The sequence below is a fragment of the Amycolatopsis sp. NPDC003731 genome, from assembly GCF_053586895.1.
This window is the reverse complement of the sequence record NZ_JBSFNC010000005.1, coordinates 54,095-71,146: the sequence shown is the minus strand read 5'-3', so window position 1 is coordinate 71,146 and position 17,052 is coordinate 54,095. Positions and strand designations below refer to the sequence as shown.

The following is a 17,052-nucleotide window of genomic DNA, read 5'->3' as shown; positions in this document are numbered from 1 at the left end:
CACGGAAAAGGCGGCACCTCCCATACGGGAAGTGCCGCCTTCTCGCGAACAGAGTCCTACGGGGCGGTCCAGCCGCGCTGGTCGCCGCCGGAGCGGGACGCGCCGTTGAGCCGCATCTTCGCCGCCTCGGCCCGCTCACGCTCGGCCAGCTCGGCGTGCAACTCGCGCAGCAGCGCGCGGTCGCGCTCGCTCAGGCTCGGGTCGTCCAGATCCAGTGCCGGCAGCTCGACGACCTCGTGCATCGACGGCTTGCCCGCGGCGATCTCGCGGCCCTTCTCCGGGTCCTCGGCCAGCGCCTGCCGCAGCTGCGCCACCTCGGCCGGGGTCAGGTCGGCGGTGCGTTCCGCCCGCGTCTCCGACCGCGCCTTGCGGGGCGGCTCGGGGGCGGGCGGCGACACGATCGGCACCACCGGGGCGACCGGCTCGGCCGGCGCCGTCGTGGTGGTGCTGCTCGACCGCATGCTGTGCCGGCTGCCCGACTCCGCGACCGGCTCCGACGTCACCGGGGCCGGCGGCTTCGCGGGCTCCGAGCGGTACGACGACGAGCTCGACGTCGTGCTCCCGGTCACCCACGCCGGCGACGCGGCCGCCGAAGCGGCCTGGTGGTACTCGGAGTGCGCGACGCCCGGACCGCTGACTTCGACGACCGAGTGGATCCCGGCCCGGCGCAGCGCCGTGTCGACGCGGAACGCGACGGCCGGCGGGTTGCCCTCCGGCCCCAGCTCCACGAGCACCACGCGCTGGGGCAACGCGCCCGGCACGCTGCCGGCCGGGGTGTTGCGCCACACCGCGTGCACCGAGCGGACGTCCGGCAGCACCTGCAGCGTCCGGTCGAGCGCCTCGGCGATGCCGAACTCCGGCGCGTTCTCGCCGGTGAACCGGTGCGTGTTGACCGGCTCGGCCTCATCGACCAGCAGGTCGTTCGCCAGCGTCGCGTCCGACCGGCTCATCTCGAGGACCAGCGCCAGTTCGCGCTGCTCGGCGGAGCTGACCGGGATCCGGCCCGCGATGAGCGTGCCGGTGGTCAGCTCGACCGCCTCGTCGATGTGGGCCCGGGCGATCAGCTCACGCGCTTCGGTGAGCGCGCTGTCGTCGATCCGGCCCGCCAGGGCCAGCAACAGGTTGTGCAGGCGCAGGGGCACCGAGAACCCGTCCATGGGCGGGCCGTCGTGGACCTCCACCATTGCCTTGCTCCCTCCCAGCTCGCTGGCGGGCGAGCGTTATGCGGCTACTAGCCGGGTCCCCGCCACGGCGCCCACGCAGACCAGCTCTGAGTCGGCCAGCGCGGCCCGGTGGTACCCCGGCAGGTCGAAGCGCGGCGGGATGACTTCGACGCTGGGCTCTTCGTCGCCCAGGACCCGCAGCACGCGCTGCAGTTCGCCGGTCAACCTCGGCAACCCCGACAGCGCGTTGATCAGCAGGACGCGCTTGGCGGTGCCCTGTCCGACCACACCGACGTGCCGCCAGCTCTGCCGCACTTCCCCCACGTCCGGGCGACCGCGCAACGTTGCGTGGATCAACACGGACACGGAGTCGACCGAGTTAACCCATTCGGGCGCACTCGACGTGAATGTGTACCGGTTCTCGGTGACGTCGTCTACCCCCAGCGTCGAACTGACCTGGTGCCAGTCGGCGCCGTGCGGGATGAGACCGGCCACGAGCAGCCGGTACTCCGTTTGGTCGAGGTCGATCCTGTGCTTAAGCAAAGACCTCGGCAGGGTCCGGGCGAGGGTGCCCATGGCGCCCTCGCCGAGCCAGTCGCGGAACCGCCACAGCAGCTGGTCGGGCAGCCGCCCGGCCAGCCGGAGCAGCAGTTCGTGGGTGGACTGCTCGATGTCCGGGTCCATCACTGCACCTCCACGATCAGTTCGACCTCCACCGGCGAGCCGATGGGCAGCTCCGCGACGCCGACGGCCGAGCGGGCGTGGATGCCCGCGTCGCCGAAGACCTCGCCGAGCAGTTCGGACGCGCCGTTGACGACCGCGGGCTGACCGGTGAAGCCCTCCGCGGAAGCCACGAAGCCGACAACCTTGACGATCCGCGCGACGTTGTCAATGCCGACCAGTGCGTGCACGGCCGCGAGCGCGTTGAGCGCCGACGTGCGGGCGTGGCCCTTCGCCTCTTCGGGGCTGATCTCCGCGCCGACCTTGCCGGTCGCGGCGAGCACGCCGTCGACGAAGGGCAGCTGGCCGGAGGTGTAGACGTGCTGCCCACTCCGGACGGCGGGCACGTACGCGGCCAGCGGGGCCGCGACGCCGGGCAGCTCGATGCCGAGCTCCTTCAGCCGTTCGCTCCAGCTCACCGGGTCAGCCCTTCGGACGCTTCAGGTAGGCGACGTGCTGCTCGCCGCTCGGGTTCGGCAGCACGGTGACCAGCTCCCAGCCGTCCTCGCCCCACTGGTCGAGGATCTGCTTCGTCGCGTGGATCAGCAGAGGGACGGTGGCGTACTCCCACTTGGTGGCGCTCATAGCCGGGAGCGTAGCCAAGCGGGCAACCGCACCGCGGGCCACCGCCGAATTAACGCCCGCGACGCGCCGGACTGTGGCCCATCTCACGCTCCGTGCCGCCGGCCCGGATGCCGCGAATGACTCATTCGCGACCTCGGAGGTCCCGAATGAGTCATTCGCGACGCTCGGGGGCGCGCGTCGCTAGCGTGGCGGGGTGGAGACGTGGCGGGTGATCGCGACGGCGCTGCTCGCGGCGGTCGGGCTGCCGCTGGTGCTCGTCGTGATGGCGAAGGTGCGCGACCGGACGCAGAGCTCCGGCCAGGTCGCGCTCGGCGGGGTGATCACCTTCACCCTGCTGGTGGTCGTGGGCGTGCTCACCCTGACCGTGCTGCCCGGCCTCCTGAGCTGGGCACTCGTCGCCGCCGTCGCCGCTGCGGCCGGCGTCATGCTGCTGGCCGGTTGAGCGCTGAATTAGGGTGCAGAAGTGACCATTTCCCATGCCGGCTGGACCGACGAGCTTGCCCGCGCCCGGCTGCACTTCGTCACCGGCAAGGGCGGGACGGGCAAGACGACGCTCGCCGCCGCGCTCGGCCTCGCGCTCGCCCGCGAAGGCCGTCGGGTGCTGCTCATCGAGGTCGAGGGCCGGCAGGGCATCGCCCAGCTCTTCGACACCGAGCCGTTGCCGTACGCCGAGCAGCGCATCGCGTCCGTCCCGGGTGGCGGCGAGCTGCGCGCGCTGCACATCGACGTCGAGGCCGCGCTGCTCGAATACTTCGAAATGTTCTACAACCTGGGCTTCGCCGGCCGGACGCTGCGGCGGATGGGCGCGATCGAGTTCGCCACCACCCTCGCCCCGGGCCTGCGGGACGTCCTGCTCACCGGGAAGATCAAGGAGTGCGTCGGCCGCACGGAGTCCGACGGGCGGCACACCTACGACGCCGTCGTCGTCGACTCGCCGCCGACCGGCCGGGTCGTCAAATTCCTCGACGTCACCAAGGCCCTGACCGACCTCGCGAAGACCGGCCCGATCCGCGGCCAGGCCGAGGGCGTGGTGCGGCTGCTGCACTCCGGCGAGACCGCGGTCCACCTGGCCACGCTGCTGGAGGAGATGCCGGTCCGCGAGACCGTCGAGGCCGTGGCCGAGCTGGACGGCGCCGACCTGCGCCCCGGCGCGGTGCTGGTCAACCGGGTCCGGCCGCCGCGGCTGCCCGCCCGGTCGGTGACCGCCGCCGCCGACGGGCGCGTCGACGCCTCCCGCGTCCGCGACGGGCTCGCTTCGGCCGGCCTGAAGCTGCCGGAAGACACTTTGGACGCGCTCGTGGAAGAGACTGTCGAACACGCCGTGCGGGTGGCCGCCGAGCAGCGGGCGCGCGAGCAGCTCGCCGAGGCCGACCTGCCGACCCTGGAGCTGCCGGACCTGACCGAAGGCGTCGACGTCGCGGCCCTCTACGACCTGGCCGAAGCCCTGACCGACCAGGGGGTGCGGTTGTGACCACCATCGACATCGACGCGCTGCTCGACGACCCGGAAAGCCGCGTGATCGTCTGCTGCGGCTCCGGCGGCGTCGGCAAGACGACCACGGCCGCGGCGCTCGCCCTGCGCGCGGCCGAGCGCGGCCGCCAGACCGTGGTGCTGACGATCGACCCCGCGCGGCGGCTGGCGCAGGCGCTCGGCCTGCGCGAACTCGGCAACCACCCGAAGCGGGTGCAGGTCGGGGGGTTCGAGCCGAAGGGCGAGCTCTGGGCGATGATGCTCGACATGCGCCGCACCTTCGACGACATGGTGCGCGTGCACGCCGGCCCGGAACGCGCCGAGCAGCTGCTCCAGAACCCCTTCTACCAGACGATTTCCACGTCGTTCTCCGGCACGCAGGAGTACATGGCGATGGAGAAGCTGGGCCAGCTCGCGGCCACCGGCGAGTGGGACCTGATCATCGTCGACACCCCGCCGAGCCGGTCGGCTCTGGACTTCCTCGACGCGCCGACCCGGCTCTCGAGCGCGCTGGACGGCCGGATGATCCGGCTGCTCACCGCTCCGGCGAAGGCGGGCGGCTGGGGTCTGCGCAAGGTCGTCAACGCCGGGTTCTCGATGTTCGCCAAGGCCGTGTCGACGATCATCGGCGGCCAGCTGCTCACCGACGCGTCGGCGTTCATGCAGGCCTTCGACAGCATGTTCGGCGGCTTCCGCGAGCGCGCCCGCAAGACGGCGGAGCTGCTGCGTTCGTCCGGGACGTCGTTCCTCGTCGTCGCCGCGCCGGAGCCGGACGCGCTGCGCGAGGCGTCCTACTTCGTGGAGCGGCTGTCCTCGGAGTCGATGCCGCTGGCCGGGCTGATCGCGAACCGGACGCACCCGGTGCTCGCGAAGCTGTCCGGCACGGAGGCACTGGCCGCGGCCGAGTCGCTGCAGAACGCCCCCTTGGCCGAGGCGGTGCTGCGGCTGCACGCCGACCGGGTCGGGCTGGCGGCCCGCGAGGAGCGGCTGCTGGCCCGGTTCACCCGGGCGCACCCGGAGGTGGCGCTGGCGAAGGTGCCGGCCCTGGCCGGCGACGTCCACGACCTCGACGGCCTGCGCGACATCGGCGTGAAGCTCGCGGGCTGAGCGGTACGGGCGGCGCGGCAGCAGGACCGCGCCACCCGCAGCCCGGCTCAGCCGACCGAGACGCGTTCCTCCGCGTCCCGCTTGGCCGCTTCGAGCAGGTCGGCCCAGCTCTCCACGTCGGGACGGCGGCGCAGCAGGGCCCGCCGTTCCCGTTCGGTCATGCCACCCCAGACGCCGAAGTTGATCCGGCCGTCGAGCGCTTCGGCGAGGCATTCCGTGCGGACCGGGCAGCCCATGCAGACGGCTTTCGCCCGGTTCTGCTCCGCACCCCGGACGAACAGGCCGTCCGGATCGGCGTCCCGGCAGGACGCGTTGATTCGCCAGCTCGACTGGTTGGTTTCCATACCCCCAGCTCCCTACCCTGGTGATCGACGCACCAGCGGGGAAAGGCACTGCGCTCCCTTGCCCCCGCGAGCGTGTCTCCCTCAGCTCACGTCGGTTACCCGGGCACCTCCCCGGTGCCGGTGCCGCCGTTCGGACCAGGCGAGCTCCCACCCGCGTTGATCCATCCGACGGCTTGTCTTCGTGAGACGTTGACGGACTGTAGGGGCCGTCGGTTCCCCCCGTCGAGACCCAGAATGCCTTCCGTTACCAGTTGTCACCGAAGGGGGGCTGTTTTGTCACTGATTTCACACCTTCGGAGACACGGCGTCACCGGCGCCTGATCCGTTCCGGGTAGCCTGGCCCTCGTGCGAAAAGCGGATGGTTTGTTCAAGCTCATCGGCCTCTGTCTGCTCGCGGGGGTGCTCGTCGCCGGCATGCTCTTCCCCGTCGTGGGGGCGGCCGGCGTCATGTCGAACCAGGCGAGCGAGACGGTGGAGAAGACTTCCTCCGACCTCGCGGACATCCCGCCGCCGCTGGTGACGACGGTCACCGACAGCACCGGCAAGCCCATCGCGACCCTCTATAGCCAGTACCGGCTGCCGATCACCGAGAACCAGATCAACGAGGCCATGAAGTGGGCCCTGGTTTCGGTCGAGGACAAGCGGTTCTACGAGCACCACGGGGTCGACTGGCAGGGCACGCTGCGCGCGGCCGTCAGCAACAGCACCGGCGCCGACACCCAGGGCGCCTCGACGCTGACCCAGCAGCTCACCAAGAACTACCTGATCAACGTCGTCTACCGGAACGACCCGATCGGCCAGAAGAAGGCCCAGGAGCAGTCGATCTCGCGCAAGCTCAAGGAAGCGCGGATCGCGATCAACCTCGAGACGAAGCTGAGCAAGCAGCAGATCCTGGCCAACTACCTCAACATCGTCGAATTCTCCCGGCAGATCTTCGGGATCGGCGCGGCGGCGCACGCGTACTTCGACACGACGCCGGAGAAGCTCACCGTGCCGCAGGCCGCACTGCTGGCCGGCCTGGTGAACAACCCGATCAACAACGACCCGTGGAACCACCCGGACAAGGCCACCGCGCGCCGCAACCTGGTGCTCGACCGGATGGTCGACAACAAGAAGCTGGCGAAGGCCGACGCGGACCGCTTCAAGGGTGAGCCGCTGGGCGTGGTCGCGGACGGCCCGAAGAAGCCGCCGGCCAACTGCATCGGCGCCGGCCCGGAGGCCGGGTTCTTCTGCCAGTACGTCGAGGACTACCTCCTCAAGGCCGGCGGGATGACGAAGGACCAGCTCTACTCCGGCGGCTACACGATCAAGAGCACGCTGGACGAGCGCGCCAACCACGAGGCGAAGGTCTCGGCGGAGGCGCAGGTCAAGAAGACCCAGCCGTACATCGCGAACACGCTGTCGCTGATCAAACCGGGCAAGGACCGGCACGAAGTGGTGGCGCTGGCGGCGAACCGCGACTACGGGCAGAACCAGGACGCCGGGCAGACGACGTATGCGCTGCCCGCGGGTGTCTACAACACCGGTGGTGCGGGGTCGACGTACAAGATCTTCACCACGGCGGCGGCGCTGGAGAAGGGCGTCGCCGGCATCTTCACACCGGTGCAGGTGCCCGAAAACTACATCTCGCACGTGTTCACCGGTGGCGCGAAGACCTGTCCGAAGACCGGCCCGCCGGCCAATTCGAACTGGTACTGCGTCGGCAACGCCGGTGACTACAGCCGCATCGCCGAGGGCGCGACGATCCAGACCGCGCTGGCGACGTCGCCGAACACCACGTTCGTCGAGCTCGAAGACCGGCTCGGCAGCACGGCCCCCGGCATCGACATGGCCAGGCGGCTGGGCATGCGCGACACGATGGCGAGCAACATCGGCGGCGGCACCGTCGACCCGAAGGCCGAATCGGAAGCGAAGCGGCTGAGCCAGGCCGAGTACTACGGCCCGCGCGGGGCCAACCCCGGCTTCGGCGCGTTCACGCTGGGCTTCAGCCCGCTGAGCGGCCTGGAGCTCGGCAACGTGGCGGCGACGATCCTCTCCGGCGGCGTCTGGTGCCCGCCGACGCCGATCAGCGCGGTCACCGACCGCAACGGGAAACCGGTGCCGATCAAGGAAGCGCCGTGCGAGCAGGCCGTGCCCGAGCCACTGGCGAACACGCTCGCGGTGGGCATGAGCAAGGACGACCAGCCGGGCGGCACGTCGTTCCAGGCGGCCAGCGGCGTCGGCTGGAACCGCCCGATGATCGGCAAGACGGGCACCACCCAGGGCAACGTCTCGGCGACGTTCGTCGGCGGCACCCCGCAGCTGGCGGGCGCGGCGATGACGTTCAAGTTCGGCGGCGGCCAGGGCGGTATCTGCGACGCCGGCCCGGGCAACGTCCGCGTGTGCCCGACCGGCACCATCTTCGGTGGCCGGTCACCGGCCCGGACGTGGTTCGGCGCGATGAAGAACATCATGGAGGGGCAGCCGACGATGGACCTGCCCCAACCGGATCCGAAGTACATGGGCGGCGGCGCCCGCTGAAAGCCGGAAGGCCCCGCGGACGTCGCGGGGCCCTCCGGCTTTCAGCTCTGCGGCATCTCCGACAGGATTTCCGTGTTCCACCACTGGTAGAGCTTGTCGAGGTCGTCGTTCGTGGTGACCTTCGTGGACAGCAGGATGCCCGCCACGAGGTTCTTCTTCTCCGTCCACACCAACTGGGCCGGGTCGCCCAGGAAGCAGGTCAGGTACTCGCCCGGGACCGGGTTGGGGACCTCCGCCCGGTAGTACGTGCCCCAGATCTTGGGGTACTTCTCCGGGCGGCACGCGCCTTGGGCGTCGTTGCGGGTGAGACCTTGGGTCTTCACGATGTTCTGAAAGAACGCGTCCATCGCCGCGGCGTCGGCGAAGCGGAGGAAGCGCGCACCGGTCGGCTCCGCGAACCAGACGTTGCCGATCCGGACGTCGCCGACCGTCGAACCGCCGCATTCGACCGCCGCCACCGCTCCGGCGGGCGCCGCCGCGTCGGTGCACGTCCGGTAGATCGGCGGCACCGCGGCGGCCAGGCGGTCGTCGTGCGCCGGCTTCGCTTCCGAAGACTTCGGGGATTCCGAAGTGGACGATTGCCCGGTCGAGGTTTCCGACGGCGGTGCCGACGTTTCGCCGGTGGTCGGGGGATCCGTCGGGCCGGGACCGCCCGTCTGGGTCGTCCGGTCCCGCGTGACGACGTACGTGATCACCAGCGCCACCACGACGACGCCCGCCAGCACCGCGCACAGCGCGATCCACCGGTTCCGCTGCGGCTTCGGGAGCTTCGCGGCCGGCCCGGTCACCCGCGGAGGCCCGGTGAACGGGCCCGGGCCCGGGTGCGGCGCGGTCGGGAGCGGCATCGGCCGTGGCGGGGTCGTCGGCGCCGGGGCGGCGTGCGCCACGAAGCCCGGCAACGTCTTCTGCCACGTCGGGATCGGCGGGGCCGGTGCGGTGAGGGCCGTTCGGACGGCGTCGGCGAACGCCCCCGCCGTCGGGTACCGGTCGGCCGGGTTCTTCGCCATGCCGCGCGCCAGCACGGCGTCGAGGGCCGGCGGGAGCCCCGGCCGCGCCCGCGAAAGCACCGGCGGCGGCGCGGTCAGGTGCGCGCCCATCTGCGCGGCCGCGCCCTCCGCCGGGAACGGGCGGTGGCCGGTGAGGCACTCGAAGAACACGCACGCCAGCGCGTAGACGTCGACGAGACCGGTGATCGGCGCGTCGCCGAAGCGTTCCGGCGCCATGTAGTCGAGGGTGCCGATCACGTTGCCGGTGCCGGTGATCGACGTCCCTTCCGCCGTCATCGACCGGGCGATGCCGAAGTCCACCAGGTACACGAAGTCCGCGCTCGTCACGAGCACGTTCGACGGCTTGACGTCGCGGTGCACGAGGCCGTCCACGTGAGCGGCGTCGAGCGCCCCCGCGACCTGCGTCACGATCCCGGCGGCCCGCGCGGGGTCGAGCGGCCCATCGGCCAGCACTTCCTTCAGGTCACGGCCTTCGACGAGCCGCATGTCGAGGTACAGGCGGCCGTCGATCTCGCCGTACGCGTGGATCGGGATCACGTGCGGCTCCCGCAGCCGCGCGACGATCTGCGACTCGCGCCGGAACCGCGCGCGGAAGGCTTCGTCGGTGACGAAGGGCTCGGACAACAGCTTCAGCGCGACGACGCGGTCGTGCGCGGTGTCGTACGCGCGGTGGACCTCGCCCATGCCGCCGCGGCCGAGCAGGCCTTCGATCCGGTACGGCCCGAACTGCTCCATCGTTCTCCCCAAGCCCCCCGGCCTGTTTCCCGTCTTCGGGCCGACGCAAATGCTAAGCGCCAGGTTCCCCGTAACGGCGGCGAAGTCATCCAACTGTTGAGCACGTATCCTGGAGTTTGTGAGCACGCTCAGTAACACACGCACGTCGGGGGCGACGGTGGCGCGCCTCGCCGCGGGGACGGTGGCGCTCGGCGCCGCGACCCTCGGTTACGCCGTCGGGATCGAACGGCGCCGCTGGACCCTCCGCACCGCCGAACTGCCGGTGCTGGCGCCCGGCTCGCGGCCGTTCACCATCCTGCACGTCTCGGACCTGCACATGCTGCCCGGTCACCACAGCAAGCAGCGCTGGGTCGCCGCGCTCGACGAGCTGAACCCGGACCTGGTCGTCAACACCGGCGACAACCTGTCGCACCGGACGGCCGTCCCGGCGGTGCTGCGCGCGCTGGGCCCGCTGCTCGACCGGCCGGGTGTGTTCGTCTTCGGCAGCAACGACTACTACGCGCCCAAGCCGAAGAACCCGGCCCGCTACCTGATGCCGCAGGGCAAGAAGAAGCGCATCCACGGCGTCCAGCTGCCGTGGCGCGACCTGCGCGCGGCGTTCGTCGAGCACGGCTGGACCGACCTCACGCACGTCCGCCGCACGATCGACGTCGGCGGGCAGCGGGTGTTCGCGGCCGGCGTCGACGACCCGCACCTGCGCCGCGACCGCTACGCCGACATCGCGGGCCCGGCCGACAGCGGCGCGGCCGTCCGCCTGGGCGTGACGCACTCGCCGGAGCCGCGGGTGCTCGACACGTTCGCCACGGACGGTTACGACCTCGTCCTGGCCGGCCACACCCACGGCGGCCAGCTCCGGCTGCCGGGTTACGGCGCGATCGTCACCAACTGTGACCTGGATCGCAGCCGGGCCCGCGGCGCCTCCCGGTGGGGGGCGCACATGTGGCTGCACGTCTCGGCCGGCTTGGGGACGTCGCCGTGGGCGCCGGCCCGGTTCGCCTGCCCGCCGGAGGCGAGCCTGTTGACGCTGGTCCCGCGCGGATCGGGGTCGTCCGAGCCGCATAAGTCGGCCCCCCGTAAAGCCCGCGACAGCGTCCGCTAGACTTCTCCACGACCCGTTAAGCAGTACCTCGGGGTGTGGCGCAGCTTGGTAGCGTGCCTCGTTCGGGTCGAGGAGGTCGTGGGTTCAAATCCCGCCACCCCGACGAGATGGTCCTTGGGGGCCGCGTGTTCGCGAATTGCGCGAACCTACGCGGCCCCCTCGGTATTTTCTGGGGGTCGAACCCCCAGACCCCCGCCAGGGGGCTTCGCCGCCCTGGACCCCCTGCGCGGCCGCGCGTTCTCGTTCACTTTCGCGTGGCCGTCACCTCGACCCAGCATTGGCTGAAATCCCCGTCACCGCCGCGCGTCCACATCCACGCCGAACGGGCCGCGCTGGCCAGCTGGTCGCGGTCGCGCGCGTACGCCGGGTCCGCGATCGCCGCGTCCAGCCGCGACTCCACGTACTTCGCCAGGTCGCGATAGCTCATGTCCTCGCGGTACTTCGCCCGCGAAGCCACCTCCGTGAACCCCGCCCGGACGCACTCCTCCGCGATGTGGCGGCCCGCGAACGGGTTGCCGCCCGCGCGGCGGCGCAGGAGGTAGTGGCCTCTCAGCGCGGCGTCGACGTTCGCCGTCTTCGGCCGCAGGCGTGCCTTGCTCCAGTCCGATGTGGACAACGCCAGCCTGCCGCCGGGGCGGAGTACCCGGCGCAACTCGGCCAGCGCGTCCGCCGGAGCGGCGAGGTGCTCGAACAGCGCGTGCGAGAACGCCACGTCCACGCTGCCGGAAGCGAACGGCAGGTCGTACGCCGACCCGACCACGAAGTCCACTGTGGACCTTCCGGCCCGGCGGGCCGCCTCCCGGGCGAGCACCACCTGGCCCGCGTCGCGGTCGACGCCGGTCACCCGGGACTCCGCGGCCAGGCCCAGGGTGATCGAGCCGGGACCGCAGCCCAGGTCGACCACCCACATGCCCGGCCGGAACAGGGGCTGGGCGAACGTCGCGCGCTCCGCCGCCGTGCGCGCCGCCATCATCGACACCGCGTCTCGCCCGTAGCCCGGCGCGTAACCCTCCAGCACCTCGCACACAGTACGGCCAGAAGGTGGCAGGATCGAGGGGTGAGCACGCAGTCAGCCAACCAATATCCGCCCGCGGTGGTCCCGGACCGGCTGTTCGACGACGCCGAAGCCGAAGCCCGCTGGCGGGCCCGCTTCCACGCCCCGCGCATCTCCGTGCCCGAGTGGGCCCGCGACGCCCCCGACGCATGCGTCTACGTCTCCAACGCCAGCGGCGTCTGGGAGGTCTACGCCTGGAACCGCGCGACGGACGAGCACCGCCGCGTCACCGACCGGCCCAACGGCACCCTGCACTCGACGCCGTCCCCGGACGGCGAGTGGATCTGGTGGTTCGACGACACCGACGGCGACGAGTTCGGCTCCTGGGTCCGCGAGCCGTTCGCGGCGACCGAGGGCAGCAAGCCGGAGAAGGCCGTCCCGGACGTCCACGACGGCTATCCGGCCGGCCTCGAGATCGGCACCCGGCTCGTCGCGGTCGGCGTCTCGACCGACGACGGCAGCGAGCTGTTCGCCCGGATCGGCGGCGAGACGCGCCGGTTCTACAGCCACCCGGACGACGCCGGCATCGCCTCCCTTTCCCGCGACGAGAGCCTGATCGCGATCTCGCACTCCGAGCACGGCGACTCGCGCCACCCCGCGCTGCGGGTGCTCGCGACCGACGGGTTCGAGGCCGTCGCGGAGAAGTGGGACGGCGAAGGCAAGGGCCTCTCCGCCCTCGAATTCTCGCCACTGCCCGGCGACCAGCGGCTGCTGGTGCTGCACGAGCGCCGCGGCCGCGAGGAGCTGCTCGTCTGGGACGTCCGGGCCGACACCGAGACGGAGATCGAACTGGACCTGCCCGGCGAGGTCGTCGCGGGCTGGTACCCGGACGCACGCGCCCTGCTCGTCGTCCACTTCCACGAGGGCCGCAGTTCGTTGTACCGCTACGACCTCGACACGGCCGAATTGTCCTCAGTGGACACTCCGGCCGGCCGGATCGGCGGCGCGGGCGTCCGCCCGGACGGCACGGTCGAGTACTCGTGGTCCAGTGCCGCCGAGCCGACCGCGGTCCGGGCCCGGACCACCGACGGCACCGACGCGATCCTCCTGGAACCGCCGGGTGAGCGGGCGCCGGGCTCGGAGCCGGTGACCGACGCGTTCGTCGAAGGCGTCGGCGGGCGGATCCACGCGCTCGTCTCCCGGCCTTCGGGCGCGCCGGACGGGCCGCTGCCCACGGTGTTCTCCCTGCACGGCGGCCCGCACGCGGCGGACGAGGACCGCTTCTCCGCCTACCGCGCGACCTGGCTCGACGCCGGGTTCGCCGTGGTCGAGGTCAACTACCGCGGCTCGACCGGCTACGGCTCGGCCTGGCGCGACGCCATCGAAGGCCGCCCTGGGCTGACCGAGCTCGAGGACGTCGCCGCGGTCCACGACTGGGCCGTCCAAACCGGACTCAGCGACCCGGCGAAGTGCGTCGTGAACGGCGCTTCGTGGGGCGGCTACCTGTCCCTGCTCGCGCTCGGCACGCAGCCGACGCGGTGGGCGGCGGGCGTCGCCGGGGTGCCGGTGGCGGACTACGTCGCCGCGTACGAGGACGAGATGGAGCAGCTGCGCTCGTTCGACCGGGCGCTCTTCGGCGGTTCGCCGGAGGACGTGCCCGCGGTGTACCGCGAGTGCTCGCCGATCACGTACGTCGACGCCGTGACGGCGCCGGTGCTCGTGCTGGCCGGCGACAACGACCCGCGCTGCCCGATCCGCCAGATCGAGAACTACCTCGACCGCCTCGGCGGCCGCGAGCTGCACCACGAGTTCTACCGCTACGACGCGGGCCACGGCTCGCTGGTGATCGCGGAGACGATCAAGCAGACCGCGATCGAGGTCCACTTCGCGCTGCGGGCCCTCGGCCTGCGCTGACGTCCTCGCCGGGAGGCCGGTCCGGTCTCCCGGCGAGGTCAGCGTTCGGAGTACAGGACGCCGCCGGAAGCCCAGTGGTCGGCGCCGATCTCGACCAGCGTCACCTGGACACCCTCGGGCTTGCCGCCGCAGGTGCGGACGAAGGCGTCGGTCAGCTCGCGGACCAAGGCGCTCTTCTGGGCCGGCGTGCGACCGGGGAACATGGCAACGCTGATCATCGGCATGAGTGGCAGCTTAAAGCCCCCGGTTCACCGCCTGAAGCTTGGTGACGGCGGCCGCGTCACCCTCGAAGACCAGGTGAACGGCGTCGCGGCCGAAGACGAACAGCAGCAGGTCGACCGGCTCCCCGACGACGGTCACCGGATCGGGCCCGGTCTTGACGGCGGCTTCGCGGCCGTCCTTCGTGCGCAGCGTCACGCCGACGGGTGACTTGCGGAGGTTCAGCTTGGCGGCCTGCTTCGCCGACTTCCAGGCGGCGGCGTCCCGGGTGGGGTCCGCGGGCCGCGGCGCCCAGCCGTCCTGCGCGCGCCGGACGTCCTCGTGGTGGACGAGGAATTCGGCGGTGTTGGTGAGCTCGTCGAGCGGGCCGATCGCGGTGGGCCAGAACTTCGACGGCCCCCGCCGCACCTGCTCGACCAGGTTCGCCCACGGCTTGGCGGCGTAGCGGTCCTGGACCTTCTGCGTGTACCCGGCGAGCGCGGGCACGACGATCCCGGGAGCGGCATCGGGCCGGTGCTCCCGCACGACGAGGTGCGCGGCGAGGTCCCGCGTGGTCCAGCCGTCGCACAAGGTCGGCGCGTCGGGCCCGAGTTCATCGAAGAGGGCGCTCAAGGCCCGGCGTTCGTCAGCAGCGACACCCATGTGGTCGACGTTACCCGCCGGTAGACGCCGTGGCGACGGGAAGAGACGCCTGGCACGTGTCGTTGCTCTTGAGGTGAGCCGACTCTTCAGCCCGATCACCGTCCGGGGACTGACGCTGCCCAACCGCGCTTGGGTGTCGCCGATGTGCCAGTACTCCGCCACCGACGGCCTGCCCGGCGACTGGCACCTCGTGCACCTCGGCCAGTTCGCCGCCGGCGGCGCGGGGCTGGTTCTGACCGAGGCGACCGCGGTGACGCCCGAAGGCCGGATCAGCCCGCAGGACACCGGGATCTGGACCGGCGCGCATACCGAGGCGTGGCGCCGGATCGTGGGCTTCGTCCACGGCCAGGACACCGCCATCGGCATCCAGCTCGCCCACGCCGGCCGCAAGGGCTCGACCCGGCGGCCGTGGGAAGGGCAGGGCAGCGTCCCGCCCGAAGAGGGCGGCTGGCAGAGCGTCGGAGCGGACGCTCAGCCCTTCGGGGGTTACGCTCCGGCGCGGCCGCTGAGCACCGACGAGGTCGCTGCGCTGCCGGAAGCCTTCGCGCAGGCGGCCCGGCGAGCCGTCGACGCCGGCTTCGACCTCATCGAGCTGCACTTCGCGCACGGGTATCTGGTGCACCAGTTCCTGTCGCCGCTGTCGAACACCCGCACCGACCGCTACGGCGGCGACTTCGACGGCCGCACCCGGCTCGCGCTGGAGATCGCGGACGCGGTGCGCGCGACCACGGACGTCCCGCTGTTCGCCCGCCTTTCGGCGACGGACTGGACCGAGGGCGGCTGGACCGTCGACGACTCCGTCCGCCTCGCGAAGCTGCTCGCCGAACGCGGCGTCGACTTCATCGACGCGTCGAGCGGCGGCAACACCCCGCACCCGGACATCCCGGTCGGCCCGGGCTACCAGGTGCCGTTCGCCGAGCGCATCCGCACCGACGCCGGCCTGCCGACCGGCGCGGTCGGCATGATCACCGACCCACACCAGGCGGAGCAGATCATCGCCGGCGACCAGGCGGACGCGGTGTTCCTCGCCCGAGCCCTGCTGCGCGACCCGCACTGGCCACTGCGCGCGGCGAACACACTCGGCGCGGACGTGCGGTGGCCTGTGCAATACGCCCGCGCCAAGTCCTGGCACTAGTGGTGGAAGGCGGTCGCCTTCGCCGGGTCCTTCGGGCGGCCGCCCAGCTCCTCCAGCTCCGGCAACACCCGCTTCAGGTCCGCCAGCAGCAGGTCCGCCAGGTCGTGCGTGAAGCCGTTGCGGACCACGATCCGCAGCACCGCCAGGTCCGTGCGGTTCTCCGGGAACGTATACGCCGGCACCAGCCAGCCGCGCTCGCGCAGCCTTCGGGACACGTCGAAGACGTCGAACCCCGTGTCCGGGCGGGTCGTGAATGCGAACACCGGCAGCTGGTCGCCGCGCGTCAGCAGCGAAAACGGGCCCAGTGACTCGATCCCCGAAGACAGGTGCAGGGCGACGTCACGGGAAGCCTGCTGGACCGCCTGGAAGCCGGAGCGACCCAGCCGGACGAACGTGTAGTACTGGGCCGCGACCTCGGCGCCCGGGCGGGAGAAGTTCAGCGCGAACGTCGGCATGTCGCCACCGAGGTAGTTCACGTTGAACACCAGCTCGGACGGCAGCGCGGCCTTGTCGCGCCAGAGCACCCAGCCGACGCCCGGGTACACCAGGCCGTACTTGTGGCCCGACGTGTTGATCGACGCCACGCGCGGCAGGCGGAAGTCCCACTCCAGGTCCGGGTCGAGGAACGGGGCGATCATCGCGCCCGAGGCGCCGTCGACGTGCACCGGGATGTCCCAGCCCGTGCGGTCGGCAAGGGCGTCCAGCGCCGCCGCGATCTCCGCGACCGGCTCGTAGCTGCCGTCGAACGTCGAGCCGAGGATGGCGACCACGCCGATCGTGTTCTCGTCACAGCGCGCCACCGCCTCGTCGGCCGTCAGGTGGTACCGGTCGCCCTCCATCGGGACCAGTCGTGGCTCGACTTCCCAGTACTCACAGAACTTTTCCCAGCAGACCTGGACGTTCGCCCCCATCACCAGGTTCGGCTTCCCGCTCCGGCCGAGGCGGGCCCAGCGCCGCTTCAGCGCCATCCCGGCGAGCATGCAGGCCTCCGACGAACCGGTCGTCGAGCAGCCCATGACGACCGCGGGATCCGGCGCGTGCCACAGGTCGGCGAGGATGTTCACGCAGCGCCGCTCGAGCTCGGCCGTCTGCGGGTACTCGTCCTTGTCGATCATGTTCTTGTCGACGCACTCGGCCATCAGCTCGCGCGCCTGCGGCTCCATCCACGTCGTGACGAACGTGGCGAGGTTGAGCCGCGCGTTGCCGTCCAGCATCAGCTCGTCGCGCACCAGCTGCAGCGCGGTGTCCGGCGGCAGCGGGTCTTCGCGCAGCTTGTCGTGCGGCATGACGAAACCCGCCGCCAGTGCCGGGTTCGTCCCGGCGTAGAACGGATTCGTCCCGCCCGCGCGGTCCGGGCGATCGGCGTTCCCCTGATGCAAGACCATGCCACCGAACGTA

17 protein-coding genes and 1 tRNA gene are annotated in these 17,052 nt (G+C 71.6%); 8 read left to right on the top strand and 10 right to left on the bottom strand.

Going from position 1 to position 17,052, the window contains the following annotated elements:
• Window positions 1–56: 56 nt before the first annotated feature.
• The 4 genes from ACWDN5_RS03725 to ACWDN5_RS03710 are packed head-to-tail and all read right to left on the bottom strand — an operon-like array spanning window position 57 to window position 2,468.
• Entirely contained in the window at window positions 57–1,184 is a 1,128-nt protein-coding gene (locus tag ACWDN5_RS03725; RefSeq protein WP_310969205.1) for a hypothetical protein, read from the bottom strand.
• A gap of 36 nt (window positions 1,185–1,220) precedes the next feature.
• A complete protein-coding gene (locus ACWDN5_RS03720) occupies window positions 1,221–1,847 on the bottom strand; it encodes a hypothetical protein (RefSeq protein WP_310969207.1) in 627 nt (208 codons plus the stop codon).
• Window positions 1,847–2,302: a RidA family protein gene (locus ACWDN5_RS03715; protein ID WP_449674245.1), complete on the bottom strand. Its 456-nt coding sequence runs from the start codon at window positions 2,300–2,302 to the stop codon at window positions 1,847–1,849. Before ACWDN5_RS03715 ends, ACWDN5_RS03720 begins: the two co-directional genes overlap by 1 nt.
• Before the next feature lie 4 nt (window positions 2,303–2,306).
• The gene (locus ACWDN5_RS03710) at window positions 2,307–2,468 is read right to left on the bottom strand and encodes a DUF4177 domain-containing protein (protein ID WP_003068074.1); all 162 of its coding nucleotides are present in this window, start codon (window positions 2,466–2,468) and stop codon (window positions 2,307–2,309) included.
• Window positions 2,469–2,661: 193 nt separating this feature from the next.
• Between ACWDN5_RS03710 and ACWDN5_RS03705 the strand changes: the two genes are divergently transcribed.
• The 3 genes from ACWDN5_RS03705 to ACWDN5_RS03695 are packed head-to-tail and all read left to right on the top strand — an operon-like array spanning window position 2,662 to window position 5,045.
• On the top strand, window positions 2,662–2,910 hold the full coding sequence (locus tag ACWDN5_RS03705; RefSeq protein WP_449674243.1) for a hypothetical protein: 249 nt from the start codon (window positions 2,662–2,664) through the stop codon (window positions 2,908–2,910).
• 21 nt (window positions 2,911–2,931) lie between these two features.
• Window positions 2,932–3,939 carry an ArsA-related P-loop ATPase gene (locus ACWDN5_RS03700; protein WP_310969214.1) on the top strand — a complete coding sequence of 336 codons (1,008 nt, stop codon included), beginning with the start codon at window positions 2,932–2,934 and terminating at the stop codon, window positions 3,937–3,939.
• Entirely contained in the window at window positions 3,936–5,045 is a 1,110-nt protein-coding gene (locus ACWDN5_RS03695) for an ArsA family ATPase (RefSeq protein WP_449674241.1), read from the top strand. The genes ACWDN5_RS03700 and ACWDN5_RS03695 overlap by 4 nt, the downstream gene beginning before the upstream one ends.
• Before the next feature lie 47 nt (window positions 5,046–5,092).
• On the opposite strand, the gene ACWDN5_RS03690 is transcribed toward ACWDN5_RS03695, so the two are convergent.
• Window positions 5,093–5,389, bottom strand: a complete 297-nt coding sequence (locus tag ACWDN5_RS03690; RefSeq protein WP_310969217.1) for a WhiB family transcriptional regulator — start codon at window positions 5,387–5,389, stop codon at window positions 5,093–5,095.
• Between the two features lie 345 nt (window positions 5,390–5,734).
• On the opposite strand from ACWDN5_RS03690, the gene ACWDN5_RS03685 reads away from it, so the two are divergent.
• On the top strand, window positions 5,735–7,909 hold the full coding sequence (locus ACWDN5_RS03685; protein WP_310969219.1) for a transglycosylase domain-containing protein: 2,175 nt from the start codon (window positions 5,735–5,737) through the stop codon (window positions 7,907–7,909).
• A gap of 41 nt (window positions 7,910–7,950) precedes the next feature.
• Here ACWDN5_RS03685 and ACWDN5_RS03680 read toward each other — a convergent pair whose 3' ends face one another.
• The gene (locus tag ACWDN5_RS03680; RefSeq protein WP_449674238.1) at window positions 7,951–9,651 is read right to left on the bottom strand and encodes a serine/threonine-protein kinase; all 1,701 of its coding nucleotides are present in this window, start codon (window positions 9,649–9,651) and stop codon (window positions 7,951–7,953) included.
• Window positions 9,652–9,808: 157 nt separating this feature from the next.
• Here ACWDN5_RS03680 and ACWDN5_RS03675 point away from each other — a divergent pair, with 157 nt between their 5' ends.
• Both ACWDN5_RS03675 and ACWDN5_RS03670 read left to right on the top strand, forming a co-directional pair.
• Window positions 9,809–10,750 (top strand): metallophosphoesterase, encoded by a 942-nt coding sequence (locus ACWDN5_RS03675; protein ID WP_310969680.1) that lies wholly within the window; start codon window positions 9,809–9,811, stop codon window positions 10,748–10,750.
• 29 nt (window positions 10,751–10,779) lie between these two features.
• Window positions 10,780–10,853: transfer RNA gene (locus tag ACWDN5_RS03670), tRNA-Pro, on the top strand.
• Window positions 10,854–10,994: 141 nt separating this feature from the next.
• Here ACWDN5_RS03670 and ACWDN5_RS03665 read toward each other — a convergent pair.
• On the bottom strand, window positions 10,995–11,768 hold the full coding sequence (locus ACWDN5_RS03665; protein ID WP_310969221.1) for a methyltransferase domain-containing protein: 774 nt from the start codon (window positions 11,766–11,768) through the stop codon (window positions 10,995–10,997).
• A 39-nt stretch (window positions 11,769–11,807) separates the two neighbouring features.
• Between ACWDN5_RS03665 and ACWDN5_RS03660 the strand changes: the two genes are divergently transcribed.
• Entirely contained in the window at window positions 11,808–13,658 is a 1,851-nt protein-coding gene (locus tag ACWDN5_RS03660; protein ID WP_449674236.1) for a prolyl oligopeptidase family serine peptidase, read from the top strand.
• Window positions 13,659–13,696: 38 nt separating this feature from the next.
• Here ACWDN5_RS03660 and ACWDN5_RS03655 read toward each other — a convergent pair whose 3' ends face one another.
• Complete coding sequence (locus tag ACWDN5_RS03655) at window positions 13,697–13,882, bottom strand: tautomerase family protein (protein ID WP_086840847.1); 186 nt, start codon at window positions 13,880–13,882, stop codon at window positions 13,697–13,699.
• Window positions 13,883–13,892: 10 nt separating this feature from the next.
• Entirely contained in the window at window positions 13,893–14,519 is a 627-nt protein-coding gene (locus ACWDN5_RS03650; RefSeq protein ID WP_449674234.1) for a TIGR03085 family metal-binding protein, read from the bottom strand.
• 73 nt (window positions 14,520–14,592) lie between these two features.
• Here ACWDN5_RS03650 and ACWDN5_RS03645 point away from each other — a divergent pair, with 73 nt between their 5' ends.
• Window positions 14,593–15,654, top strand: a complete 1,062-nt coding sequence (locus tag ACWDN5_RS03645) for an NADH:flavin oxidoreductase/NADH oxidase (RefSeq protein ID WP_449674232.1) — start codon at window positions 14,593–14,595, stop codon at window positions 15,652–15,654.
• On the opposite strand, the gene ACWDN5_RS03640 is transcribed toward ACWDN5_RS03645, so the two are convergent.
• On the bottom strand, window positions 15,651–17,039 hold the full coding sequence (locus tag ACWDN5_RS03640; protein WP_310969227.1) for a glutamate decarboxylase: 1,389 nt from the start codon (window positions 17,037–17,039) through the stop codon (window positions 15,651–15,653). The genes ACWDN5_RS03645 and ACWDN5_RS03640 overlap by 4 nt on opposite strands.
• Window positions 17,040–17,052: the final 13 nt, after the last annotated feature.

Coding starts and splice junctions, on each gene's coding strand:
- ACWDN5_RS03725 (WP_310969205.1), bottom strand. CDS start 1,184: ATGGTGGAGGTCCACGACGGCCCGCCCATGGACGGGTTCTCGGTGCCC.
- ACWDN5_RS03680 (WP_449674238.1), bottom strand. CDS start 9,651: ATGGAGCAGTTCGGGCCGTACCGGATCGAAGGCCTGCTCGGCCGCGGC.
- ACWDN5_RS03640 (WP_310969227.1), bottom strand. CDS start 17,039: ATGGTCTTGCATCAGGGGAACGCCGATCGCCCGGACCGCGCGGGCGGG.
- ACWDN5_RS03690 (WP_310969217.1), bottom strand. CDS start 5,389: ATGGAAACCAACCAGTCGAGCTGGCGAATCAACGCGTCCTGCCGGGAC.
- ACWDN5_RS03720 (WP_310969207.1), bottom strand. CDS start 1,847: ATGGACCCGGACATCGAGCAGTCCACCCACGAACTGCTGCTCCGGCTG.
- ACWDN5_RS03650 (WP_449674234.1), bottom strand. CDS start 14,519: ATGGGTGTCGCTGCTGACGAACGCCGGGCCTTGAGCGCCCTCTTCGAT.
- ACWDN5_RS03710 (WP_003068074.1), bottom strand. CDS start 2,468: ATGAGCGCCACCAAGTGGGAGTACGCCACCGTCCCTCTGCTGATCCAC.
- ACWDN5_RS03655 (WP_086840847.1), bottom strand. CDS start 13,882: ATGCCGATGATCAGCGTTGCCATGTTCCCCGGTCGCACGCCGGCCCAG.